Here is a 13,009-nt window from a genome sequence, read left to right as displayed (position 1 = left end):
CATAGCTACTTGTACTTAAACGTGTTTAGATCTAAATTCGTGTTATGAACAACAGTTTTCTGCAAACGCCAATAGTATATTTAAAAGGGGTTGGACCCAATAGGGCAGAAATTTTGGCTTCAGAAATTGGCGTATCCACATACCAAGACCTTTTAAACCTTTTCCCCAACAGATATATTGATAAGACCCAATATTATAAAATTGGTCAATTACAACGTAGCAATGCAGATGTACAGGTAATTGGCAAAATCGTTCATATAAAAACCTTAGAGCAAAAAAAGGGCTCTAGATTGGTTGCGCGCTTTATAGATGAGACCGGTGAAATGGAACTGGTTTGGTTTAGGGGACAAAAATGGATTCGCGAAAATCTTAAGTTGAACATACCCTATGTCATCTTTGGGAAATGTAATTGGTATAACGGTACTTTTTCTATGGCCCATCCGGAAATGGAACCTTTAAAGGAACATCAACAAGGTACTAAAGTGTATATACAGCCTGTATATCCTTCCTCAGAAAAATTAAGCAACAAGGGAATTACAAATAAGGTTGTCAGTAAACTCATGCAGCAACTGTTTATGGAAATTGGTGGTAGATTCTCAGAAAGCCTGTCCAACAAACTGTTAGATGAGCTTAAATTATTGCCCAAACCAGAAGCAATGTTCAATATCCATTTTCCTAAAAGTCAAGAGCTTCTGGCCAAGGCACAGTTTAGGCTAAAATTTGAGGAACTCTTCTATATCCAATTACAGTTAATCGGAAAAAATGTTTCACGTAAAAAGAAAATTAAAGGATTTCCCTTTCATGAAGTCGGTGAATATTTTAATGATTTCTACACCAATAAATTACCTTTTGAGCTAACCGGAGCACAGAAACGGGTAATCAAGGAAATACGGGCAGACCTTGGCAGTAATGCCCAAATGAATAGATTATTACAGGGCGATGTGGGCTCGGGAAAGACTATTGTGGCGGTAATGACCATGCTTTTGGCCATTGATAACGGATTTCAAGCCTGTTTAATGGCGCCTACCGAAATTTTGGCCAATCAACATTTTCAAGGCATTTCAGATTTATTGAAAGGAACCGAAATTACATGTTCCCTACTTACGGGATCGGTTAAAAAGTCGGCTAGAAAACCTATTCATGAGCAACTTGAAAATGGGGAACTGAACATTCTTATAGGTACCCATGCACTCTTGGAAGATAAGGTCAGGTATAAAAACCTGGGTATGGCCATAATTGACGAACAACACCGTTTTGGCGTTGCCCAACGCTCCAAACTCTGGCATAAAAATGAATTTCCGCCACACATTCTGGTCATGACAGCTACACCAATACCAAGAACATTGGCCATGAGTTTATACGGCGATTTGGATATTTCCGTCATTGACGAACTGCCTCCTGGCCGTAAACCTATCAAGACCGTTCATCGTTATGATGGCAACAGGTTAAAGGTATTCCGCTTTATACGGGATGAAATTGACAAAGGACGTCAAGTTTATGTAGTATATCCATTAATACAAGAATCCGAAGCAATGGATTATAAAGACCTTATGGATGGCTATGAAAGTATTGTGCGCGATTTTCCACAACCAAAATATCAGATAAGCATTGTACACGGGCAAATGAAACCGGCGGACAAGGATTATGAGATGGAACGTTTTGTAAAAGGTGAGACACAAATTATGGTGGCAACGACCGTTATTGAAGTTGGGGTCAACGTACCAAATGCATCTGTTATGATAATTGAGAGCGCAGAACGTTTTGGTCTATCACAGTTACATCAGTTACGAGGTCGTGTAGGGCGAGGTGCCGATCAAAGTTATTGTATTCTAATGACCGGACATAAGTTATCCAATGATTCCAAAACCCGATTGGAAACAATGGTGGCCACCAATGATGGGTTCGAAATTGCAGAAGTAGATCTTAAACTCCGTGGTCCGGGTGATATTATGGGCACCCAACAAAGCGGACTGCTAAACCTAAAGATTGCGGATATCGTAAAAGATAATGACATCCTTAAAACTGCACGTTACCATGCGCTTCAATTATTAAAGGAAGACCCTACGCTAAGTAAACCTGAAAATCTAATTATCAGACATATGTATGCCCAATTGGTAAAGCATAAAAATATCTGGACATATATCAGTTAGTTTTATTTTTAACACTTTTACCGTTGAACATCGTAATTTAGGATGGTGTTAATTTCCAAAAAACCCTTGGTTTTAATAGATTTGTGCACTTAGATTATATAGAATATGAGCGCAACAAAAACATTATTTGACAAAGTGTGGGATTCCCACGTAGTACATAAAATACAAGATGGTCCAGATGTGCTGTTCATTGACAGACATATGGTACATGAAGTAACCAGCCCGGTTGCTTTTCTAGGCATTAAGAACAGAAACATTCCTGTTATGCACCCAGAGAAAACGTTTGCAACGGCTGACCATAATACTCCTACGATCAACCAACATCTACCTGTTGCAGATCCACTTTCTGCAAACCAATTAAAAATGTTGGAGGAAAATGCCAATGAATATGGTATTTCCTATTGGGGATTGGGGCATGCAAAAAATGGTATTGTACATGTTGTAGGACCTGAATATGGTATTACCCAGCCGGGCGCTACCATAGTTTGTGGAGATTCACACACCTCTACCCATGGTGCTTTTGGAGCAATTGCTTTTGGTATTGGTACATCTGAAGTTGAAATGGTATTGGCTACACAGTGTATTATGCAGCCCAAGCCAAAGAGAATGCGTATCAATATCAACGGGAAAATGAGTAAAGGGGTTACACCTAAAGATATTGCTCTATTCATTATCTCTCAACTGACTACTTCTGGTGCAACAGGTTATTTTGTAGAATATGCAGGTGAAATTTTCAGGGAAATGAGTATGGAAGGTCGTATGACCGTTTGTAACCTAAGTATTGAAATGGGTGCCCGTGGCGGTATGATCGCTCCTGACGAAAAAACGTTTGAATATATAAAAGGTCGTGAGTTTACACCAAAAGGTGCGGATTGGGACAAGGCAATGGCCTATTGGGAAACGTTGTATACAGATGAGGATGCTATTTTTGATAAGGAATTGACTTTTGACGGCTCATTGATCGAACCTATGATTACCTACGGTACCAACCCAGGTATGGGAATGGGTATCTCTAACGATATTCCAATGGCAAGTGCTGTACAAGGTGGTGCTACTACCTACCAAAAATCATTGAAATATATGGATTTCAATGAAGGAGACAGCATGATGGGCAAACCAATAGATTTTGTGTTCCTAGGAAGTTGCACCAATGGCCGTATTGAGGATTTTAGGGCTTTTGCCTCTATTGTAAAAGGTAGAAAAAAAGCGAGCAACGTAACCGCTTGGCTCGTACCCGGATCGCATAAAGTAGAAACCGCCATTAAGGAAGAGGGTATATTGGATATTTTGACAGAAGCCGGATTTGAGCTTCGTGAGCCTGGTTGTTCAGCATGTTTGGCTATGAATGATGATAAGGTACCTGCCGGTAAATTGGCAGTAAGTACATCCAACAGAAATTTTGAAGGAAGACAAGGCCCAGGATCAAGAACATTATTGGCAAGTCCGTTAGTTGCAGCAGCAGCGGCCGTAACCGGTAAAGTAACAGACCCTAGAGAATTAATGGAAGAAATGGTTGCAGGTTAACGGTTGTTGGTCAATTGTAGATTTTTACAATACTAAACCAGCTCACCAACAACAAATAACTATCAACGAAAAATTAAAGAAAAATGGCATACGATAAATTCAACATATTAACTTCAACAGCAGTCCCCCTACCTATTGAAAATGTAGATACGGATCAAATTATACCTGCACGATTTTTAAAGGCAACTGAGCGTGTTGGTTTTGGTGATAATCTTTTCAGAGACTGGAGATATAATCAAGATAATACCTTAAAGGAAGATTTTGTCCTTAACCAAGATAAATACAGTGGTAAAATATTGATTGGCGGCAAAAACTTTGGTTCGGGTTCATCTCGTGAACATGCTGCTTGGGCGGTTTATGATTATGGTTTCAGATGTGTAGTATCTAGTTTCTTTGCAGATATTTTCAGAAACAACTGTTTAAATATTGGAGTTTTACCCGTACAGGTAAGCGCAGAGTTTTTACAGAAAATCTTTGACGCCATAGAGGCAGACCCTTCTACCCAATTAGAAATCAATTTGCCAGAACAAAAAATAACATTGTTGCCAACAGGGGAAAGCGAGTCTTTTGACATCAATGACTACAAGAAGAACAATATGTTAAATGGTTTTGATGATATCGATTACCTTTTAAACATTAAAAAGGATATTGAGACCTTTGCAGAAAACACCCCGCTATAATCCAATTTTCATAACGGAACACACTAATGAAAAGAAAATTGGAAATCATGGATACCACCCTAAGGGATGGTGAACAAACCTCGGGCGTTTCCTTTTCTGCATCGGAAAAATTGACCTTGGCAAAACTTCTATTGGAAGAATTAAAGGTTGATCGTATTGAAATTGCATCTGCACGTGTATCTGATGGTGAGTTGGAAGCCGTACAGAAAATTACGGAATGGGCTGCCGCTAGTGGATATCTAGAGCGTGTTGAGGTCCTAACCTTTGTTGATGGTGGCATATCATTGGATTGGATGCAGAAATCTGGCGCAATATCCCAGAATTTGTTGACCAAAGGATCAATGAACCATTTAAAATATCAATTAAAGAAAACACCTGAACAACATTTTGCCGAAATTGAGGAAATCTTCAATCAAGCTACGGAAAGAGGTATTATAAACAATATCTACCTAGAGGATTGGAGCAACGGCATGCGCAACTCAAAGGAATATGTATTTCAGTTTTTGGATTTTCTATCCACACAAAACGTAAAAAGAATTCTTTTACCGGATACTTTGGGTATATTGACACATACTGAAACGTATGCGTTTTTAACGGAAATTGTACAAAAATATCCAGATTTACATTTTGATTTTCATGGCCATAACGATTATGACCTAGGAGTAGCCAATATTATGGAGGCCGTTAAAGCAGGCTGCCATGGGCTTCACCTTACCGTAAACGGTATGGGAGAACGAGCAGGCAATGCCCCTATGGCAAGTGCCATTGCCGTAATCAACGATTTTTTACCAGAGGTTACCATCAATGTAAATGAAACCTCATTATATAAAGTGAGTAAATTGGTTTCAGCCTTCACCGGTTTTACCATACCTGCGAATAAGCCTATTGTGGGCGATAATGTATTTACACAAACCGCCGGAATTCATGCAGATGGAGACAGTAAAAAGAATTTATACTTTAGCGACCTTATGCCTGAGCGTTTTGGAAGAAAGCGTAAATATGCATTAGGGAAAATGTCCGGTAAGGCAAATATTCAAAAGAATTTACAGGAATTAGGTTTGACCTTGAACAATGAAGAGTTAAAAAAGGTTACCGCTAGAATTATTGAATTGGGCGATAAAAAAGAGCGTGTTACCAAAGACGATCTTCCTTTTATCATATCTGATGTGTTGGATACAGCAGATTATAAGCAAAAAGTATTTATAAAATCATATGTGCTCACCCACGCCAAAGGACTTATGCCCTCCACTACCCTTTCCGTTGAAATTGACGGAAAAATTATTGAGGCACATGCCCAAGGTGATGGACAATATGATGCTTTTATGAATGCTCTTAAAAAAGTATACATTGCAAAAAAAATACCCCTTCCAAAATTAACGGATTACGCAGTAAGAATACCACCTGGAAGTACTTCAGATGCATTATGCGAAACAGTGATCACCTGGGAACTGGACGGGAAGGAATTCACCTCTAGAGGGTTGGATTCCGACCAAACGGTGAGTGCCATTAAAGCCACCGAAAAAATGTTGAATATAATTTAATAATAAATAGCTTAAACGTAATACGATGACCGTATAACGTGTAGCGCATAGCGAAAAGCGAAAAGCAATTAGACCATGAAATTAAATATTGCCTTATTGGCCGGTGATGGTATCGGTCCGGAAGTTATTGATCAAGCAGTAAAGGTATGTGATGCCATTGCAAAAAAATACGACCATGAAATCAGCTGGAAACCTGCTTTGACAGGAGCTGCAGCTATCGATGCCGTAGGTGAACCTTACCCAGATGAGACCCATGAAATTTGCGCCAGTGCAGATGCGGTTTTGTTTGGCGCAATTGGCCATCCACGTTTTGACAATGATCCATCGGCAAAAGTGCGTCCGGAACAAGGATTGTTAAAAATGAGGCAAAAATTAGGGCTGTTTGCCAATGTTAGGCCTACGTTTACATTTCCTTCGTTAATAGACAAATCGCCTTTAAAAAGAGATCGTATTGAAGGAACGGATTTAATTATCCTAAGGGAATTGACCGGTGGAATCTATTTTGGGGAACGTGGACGAAAAGATGATGGAAATACCGCCTTTGATACCATGACCTATCAACGTTTTGAAATAGAACGTTTGGCTAGGAAAGGTTTTGATATGGCCATGAAACGTTCCAAAAAATTATGTTGTGTGGACAAGGCCAATGTATTGGAATCCTCTAGACTTTGGAGAGAAACCGTACAAGGTTTGGAAAAAGAATATCCAGAAGTTGAAGTTTCCTATGAATTTATTGATGCCGTAGCCATGAGATTGATCCAATGGCCAAAAGGATATGATGTAATCATTACCGCAAATCTATTTGGTGATATCCTAACGGATGAAGCTTCTGTCATTGCGGGCTCCATGGGTCTTATGCCCTCTTCTTCCGTAGGAAGTAAAGTATCTCTATATGAGCCTATACATGGTTCTTACCCACAAGCAGCTGGTAAGGATATTGCCAACCCATTGGCAACTGTTCTTTCTGCCGCTATGTTGTTCGAAGATTTAGAACTTGTAACCGAAGCAGAAGAGATCAGGCGCGTAGTCAATAAATCTTTGGCCGAGGGTTATGTAACAGAAGATCTTGCAGATGGTGGCAAGAGCTATAAGACCAGTGAAGTTGGTGACTGGTTGGCAAGCAACATTTAAATTAAATACCCACATAATAAAAAAATCCCTTTGAAAATTTCAAAGGGATTTTTTTATTAATAGTAATGAATATCTTAAATACTGGAAGCATTCTCTATTTTTTGCTCGTAAATACCTTTAACTATAGCGCGTAAATCCGGCACCACGGTTTTGACCAATTTAGACGGTCCATTGATCAATACACAAATACCCAAATCAGCATCAGGAAAAAGAGCAATTTCATTTCTATAATTATTTACGCTACCACCGTGATGCCAAATGGTTTCTTCGGGAGCATTATCCTTTTCTTTAACGGTATGTATTCTCCAACCAAATCCATAAGCAGATTTTACATGTCCAGGCCATTTCTGATAATATTTATGATGCCCTTTTAACTCAATGAAAGGTGTAAATGCCGCTTTAATCTGTGCTTTGGTCATTACATTTGGGTTATGTCCCAACAAAAATCGCATCCACTTTGCCATATCCTTGGAATTGGCATTGATTCCACCAGCCGCTATAGCATTGTAATAATTATCCTTGGGAGTTAAGGTTTTCCATTTTTGTCCTCTTTTAACATGTGGAAAAGCAATATTATTGGTATAGATCAACGTTTCATGATCCATGGATATGGCATTCATGCCAAGAGGTTCAAAAAATTTATTGGTCAACAACGTTTGTATATCATTACCTGTTGCTTTCAGCATCACTTCTTGAGCTACAGAGAACATGGCATTCTGGTAACTATACTGCGTACCAGGTACATTAATAGGATCAATGGAACTGAATTTTTTACTAATTGATGACATGGGCAGACCCGCTTCGACCAAATCTGTGTAACTATGATATGGTGTACCCGTTGTATGGGAAAGCAAATGTGCAATTTTAATTCGTTGTGTATTCTGTTGATTTCCAAACTTAAAGTCAGGCAGGTATGTGGTTACCCTATCATCTAATTGCAATATACCCTCATTGTCCAAATTCGCTGCAAGAATGCCGGTAAAGCCTTTGGAAATGGAACCTAGCCTAAATAAGGTTTCCCCATCCACTTCTTTGGAATCATCTACCTTTCGTTTTCCAAAACCATCAGAAATGATAATGGAATCTCCTCTTACAATACTTACGCCGACCCCAACAATATCCCCTGATCGGATAGCTTCTTTAAAATAATCTTTTAAAGCCTGCTTCAATGCATTTTTTTGAAACGTATAAAGTTCTATTTCATGCTTTTCCGCTAAGGTTTTAACAGATTTATCAATGGGAACAATCACTTCTACATTGCTTGGTTGTACCGATGAAGAGGTCAAAAGCATTAGAATAATTACGAAGGTCAAAACGCCTAAAAACAGTTTGGTTTGTTTCACTATAGTAAAGATTTGGTTTTTTAAGAACGTAAAAATTTACTTTTAAGTACCGTTATAGTTAGCTAATTGAAAATTTTAACAGGTTTTGCCATAACCATACTTCTTATATTTTATTGGTCGCAATTGCATAGACCTACATAAACACGCAGTATTAAGTTTTCCAATTACATTAAAATTTTAATAAGAAAAATTTCTAGATACAAACACAAAACAAAGTTCAATGCTATGTATTTTAATTAAAACAGCTATCCTTAAATCAACATGCTAGAATTTCAAAAAAAACGAGTGTTACATATTATTTTTAAAAATGTTACGTTATATAAATTGTAGTCATTTTCTTACAAAATATGAGAATATTTCAACAACTTATAACTTCCCAAGCGCAAATAGAGGCGCTTTCCCTAACATTTGTTCCAGATGTAATCTTCCTATTTGCTTCATTGAAGTTTGAGGATATAGATAAGGCACTAACCAGTATTCAGCAAAAATATACTCAGGCCATAATCATTGGTGGCACTACTGCAGGAGAAATAATAGACCAGCAAGTAATAGATGATAGTATTGTATTATCGGCAGTGAAGTTTAATGGCACTAAGGTAAAACTTTATGCCAAAGACCTACCAACGGATGTAAGTCAGTATTTTGATGTGGGCAATAAGTTCGTACAGGACATAGACCAAGAAGACTTAAAACATATTTTTCTCATTTCAGATGTGCAGACCTTACATGCCTCTAACCTACTAAAGGGTATTAATCATAAATTAAAATCGCACATAAGCGTTACCGGAGGATTAGCGGGTAGGGAATCCTATATCGGTTCCAACTATATTATAGATCAGGGCTCATTAAAACGAAATAGGGTAATTGCCCTTGCCATGTATGGTGACCGGTTACAAGTAAATTACAATGCACAGGGCGGTTGGGACAGTTATGGAGTTGAGTGTCTGGTCACTAAATCAGAAAAGAACCAAATCCTGGAAATAGACGGCCTACCAGCCCTTGACTTTTACAAATCTGTGGTAGAGCCTAATATATTATCCGATGTAAAACAATTTGGTTTTAAACATCCTATAAAAGTTAGGAACAAAGATCATTCCAATCCTGTAATCAGAGCATTATTGGATATTGACGAATCCAATAAAAGTTTGATAATGGCAGAGGAGATTCCTATAGGCTCCTATGTGCGTATTATGAAAGCCAATGTTGATCGGCTAATCCTAGGTGCGGAAAATGCAGCAAAAACAATTGCGCAACAAAACAAACATGAGCATGAACTGGCCATCCTTATAAGTTGTGCCGGCAGAAGAAAGGTCTTGGGCAAATTGGCCAAAGAAGAAGTGGAGGCCGTTGTTCAGCAATTTCCTTCCACTACAAAATCTATTGGATTTTATTCTTATGGTGAGATATCACCCTTTTTTGAAAAACCAAAAACCTCTTTACATAACTTGACCATGTGTGTCACTACATTTTCTGAACTATGAAGTACCATAGAAGACTACAAAGACAATTATGTGAACTGAATCTTGACCAAAAGGTTCTTGACATAATAGCACCATTACTTCATATGGTTGATAACAGCTATAAAGTAATGGATGCAGATATGCAGCATGCAGAAACCATTCTTGAAGAAAGTTCAAAAGAATTGTATCTAAGAAACTTACAATTAAAAAATAATGTTGAAGAAGTTACCAGTCAGTTGACCAAGGTGGCAAGCAACATTAAGGATGTCATCTTTGAAATTGATCTTTCCGGACGATGGTCCTATCTAAATTCCGCTTGGGAAGAGATGACCGGTTTAAGCGTAAAGGAATCTATTGGTAAATCCATCGAGGAATGTTTAAAGAATGTAAACGGTAAACCATATTCCAATTTGTTGGACCTTCATAATCCAGAAGCAAATACATTTAATAGAACATTGGAATCCCTAGGTAAAAATGGTGATAGAATTTGGTTGGAATTTACTATAAAGGGAATTAAATCTGACTCCGGAAAAGTAGAAGGATACATAGGCACCATCGTAAATATTACCAATCTTAAGTTAACGGAATATGAACTGATCAAGGCTAGGGAAAAAGAAGTAAAGGCCAATAAGGCTAAAAGCGAATTTTTGTCCACCATGTCCCATGAAATCAGGACACCTCTTAATGCGGTTATAGGTATTGCCCATTTATTGCTCATTGAAAATCCAAAACAAGAACAGATAGAAAATTTGAGCACCCTAAAATATTCTTCTGAACACCTATTAGGGGTTGTAAACGATATTCTTGATTACGATAAAATTGCCGCAGGTTCCCTAGAACTGGAAAAAGCTAATTTTAGCTTAAAACAAGTATTGAATACGGTACAAAGTATTTTTACCAATAAGGCATCCAAAAAAGGAATTTCATTTCAAATTAAAAAAGATTCCCTATTGCAGGATACCATGATCGGTGACAGTACCCGCTTGTCACAAATACTGACCAATTTGGTAAGCAATGCAATAAAGTTTACGGAACATGGAACCGTTTCTTTGGAAGTTGAAGTACTTAACGAAACGGAGAATAATACAAAACTTTTATTTTCTGTGAACGATACGGGTATTGGGATCGAAAGCGATAAAATTGATAAAATCTTTGAATCCTTTGCACAGGCACATGTAAGTACAACTAGAATATATGGAGGTACAGGTCTGGGCCTAGCCATCTGCCAACGCCTATTACAACTTATGGGCACATCCATTAAGGTAGAGAGCACACCAAATGTGGGCTCTTGTTTTAGTTTTGAATTGGACTTTAGAAAAGGAAATCCTATTGCTTCTATTCTTCAGGAAGAAAACAATTCCGCTTTAGGAACAAATGACTTGGAAGATTCTAAAAAACTGCAAGGTTATAAGATATTGGTAGTTGAGGACAATAAGATCAATATCTTTTTAATTGAAAAATTCCTCAAAAAATGGGGGGTTGATTATGATGTGGCAATAGATGGTAAAGTTGCGGTACAATACGCATTCAAAAAGGAATACGACCTTATTCTTATGGACCTTCAGATGCCTGTAATGAATGGTTATGATGCTAGTTTGGCCATTAGGGCTTCGGAAAGTATTCACAATCAGACCATACCAATTTATGCACTATCCGCATCTACAGGAGAAAGTATTAAAAAGGATTTACTTAGTCATGGAATGAACGGTCTAATTTGCAAACCCTTTAATCCTAATGAACTATACCATACCATTTCTGAAATCTTGATAGGTAATGTTAAAGAAAATACATAAAATTTATAAATGATCGAGCATAAAAAAAGGAACTTATATTTTAAGTTCCTTTTTCTTCTTCGCATTATATTATATCAACAGCTAATAGCCATTTTTCTATATTTAATTGCCCTTCTTTTTCTTACTAGTAGAATTGCCACTGCAATCATCACCCCGGAAAAGGCTAGCAAAGCCCCAACCAAACTACTATATAAAATGCCGTAACCAAATGCCATTGGAAGCCCCGCTAAATAGGCACCGGATGCATTTCCCATATTAAAAGCACTCTGGTTCATAGAAGAACCCAACATTTCCGACCCTTTAGAAGTATTAATGATCGCCATTTGTATAGGGGTTGCCACGGTAAACGAAATTGCACCTATTACAAAGGTCATTACCATTAACAAATACGGATTGGTAGCAATGACCATATTGGCCAATAAAATGGCGCACATCATAGAAAGGCTTATTATAACCGCTCTTAAAGGGGAAAGCAGCTCTGCCATTTTAGCACCTAAAAAATTTCCTGCCACCATTCCCAGACCGGCCAACATCATGGCATACCCTACAAAATGTTCAGGTAATCCGGCCACATTGGTGATAAGGGGAGCAACATAACTGTACCATGCAAAAAATCCTCCGGTACCAATAGTGGTAAGCGCTATTAAAGCCCAAAGTTCCGTATTTTTCAATCCTTGTGCTACAGTAACCTTTTCACTTGATTCCTCAACCTCAATTTTGGGCATCCATAAGTATATACTGCCCAAAGCTAACAAGCCCACAAAACCAACAAGGTAAAATGATACGCTCCAGCTAAACTGTTGTCCTAAGTAAGTTCCTATGGGAACACCAATGACATTGGCCACCGTTAAACCTGAAAACATTATGGATATGGCCTGTGCCGCTTTTCCTTTTTTCGCAAGCTTTGTAGCTACTACTGCTCCTATTCCAAAAAAAGCACCATGGGGAATACCGGACAAAAATCTTAAAAACAGTAGACTTGAATAACCGGAAGCCAGTCCAGAAAGTGTATTGAATACCGTAAACCAAATCATCAATAAAAACAGCATTTTCTTTGGGCTAAGTTTGGCACCCATACCTGTAAGCAGCGGCGCCCCTACCACCACCCCTAAGGCATAGGCCGCAATAAAGTGACCGGCTTGCGGTATAGTAATACCTAAAGAACCGGAAACCTCCGTCAAAATTCCCATAATCACAAATTCGGTAAGTCCTATTCCAAAACCTCCGATGGCCAAAGCGAACAATGCTTTCTTGTTTGATTTTATTGTTTCCATACTTTTAATTTTAGTTCTTACTTCAACAATCTAATTAAAGCTCATAATTAAAAGGACAAAGTTAGAACGCATATGTCGGCAAGAAATCATATTAATTACCACATTTATGTAAA

9 protein-coding genes are annotated in these 13,009 nt (G+C 38.1%); 7 read left to right on the top strand and 2 right to left on the bottom strand.

Annotation, left to right across the window (positions count from 1 at the left end):
• Positions 1-44: 44 nt before the first annotated feature.
• The 5 genes from recG to leuB all read left to right on the top strand — a co-directional run bounded on the left by recG (position 45) and on the right by leuB (position 7,026).
• Positions 45-2,150, top strand: coding sequence for an ATP-dependent DNA helicase RecG (recG, locus tag JM81_RS01160; RefSeq protein ID WP_144800362.1), 2,106 nt, complete (start codon positions 45-47; stop codon positions 2,148-2,150).
• A gap of 105 nt (positions 2,151-2,255) precedes the next feature.
• Positions 2,256-3,674, top strand: coding sequence for a 3-isopropylmalate dehydratase large subunit (leuC, locus tag JM81_RS01155; protein WP_144800361.1), 1,419 nt, complete (start codon positions 2,256-2,258; stop codon positions 3,672-3,674).
• Positions 3,675-3,757: 83 nt separating this feature from the next.
• Entirely contained in the window at positions 3,758-4,354 is a 597-nt protein-coding gene (gene leuD / locus JM81_RS01150) for a 3-isopropylmalate dehydratase small subunit (RefSeq protein ID WP_089261345.1), read from the top strand.
• A gap of 26 nt (positions 4,355-4,380) precedes the next feature.
• A complete protein-coding gene (locus tag JM81_RS01145) occupies positions 4,381-5,895 on the top strand; it encodes an alpha-isopropylmalate synthase regulatory domain-containing protein (protein WP_144800360.1) in 1,515 nt (504 codons plus the stop codon).
• A 75-nt stretch (positions 5,896-5,970) separates the two neighbouring features.
• Positions 5,971-7,026 carry a 3-isopropylmalate dehydrogenase gene (gene leuB / locus JM81_RS01140; protein ID WP_089261347.1) on the top strand — a complete coding sequence of 352 codons (1,056 nt, stop codon included), beginning with the start codon at positions 5,971-5,973 and terminating at the stop codon, positions 7,024-7,026.
• Positions 7,027-7,100: 74 nt separating this feature from the next.
• Here leuB and JM81_RS01135 read toward each other — a convergent pair whose 3' ends face one another.
• Complete coding sequence (locus tag JM81_RS01135; RefSeq protein WP_144800359.1) at positions 7,101-8,369, bottom strand: serine hydrolase domain-containing protein; 1,269 nt, start codon at positions 8,367-8,369, stop codon at positions 7,101-7,103.
• A gap of 347 nt (positions 8,370-8,716) precedes the next feature.
• On the opposite strand from JM81_RS01135, the gene JM81_RS01130 reads away from it, so the two are divergent.
• Both JM81_RS01130 and JM81_RS01125 read left to right on the top strand, forming a co-directional pair.
• Complete coding sequence (locus JM81_RS01130; protein WP_144800358.1) at positions 8,717-9,850, top strand: FIST signal transduction protein; 1,134 nt, start codon at positions 8,717-8,719, stop codon at positions 9,848-9,850.
• Positions 9,847-11,622 (top strand): PAS domain-containing hybrid sensor histidine kinase/response regulator, encoded by a 1,776-nt coding sequence (locus tag JM81_RS01125; protein ID WP_144800357.1) that lies wholly within the window; start codon positions 9,847-9,849, stop codon positions 11,620-11,622. Before JM81_RS01130 ends, JM81_RS01125 begins: the two co-directional genes overlap by 4 nt.
• A 74-nt stretch (positions 11,623-11,696) precedes the next feature.
• Here the strand turns inward: JM81_RS01125 and JM81_RS01120 are convergent, their stop codons facing one another.
• Positions 11,697-12,896, bottom strand: coding sequence for an MFS transporter (locus JM81_RS01120; RefSeq protein ID WP_089261351.1), 1,200 nt, complete (start codon positions 12,894-12,896; stop codon positions 11,697-11,699).
• Positions 12,897-13,009 lie beyond the last annotated feature (113 nt).

Source organism: Maribacter sp. MAR_2009_72 (genome assembly GCF_007827235.1).
Taxonomy (GTDB): Bacteria; Bacteroidota; Bacteroidia; order Flavobacteriales; family Flavobacteriaceae; genus Maribacter; species Maribacter sedimenticola.
The sequence above is the reverse complement of the archived record's forward strand: the minus strand, read 5'-3'. Positions and strand labels throughout refer to the sequence as shown.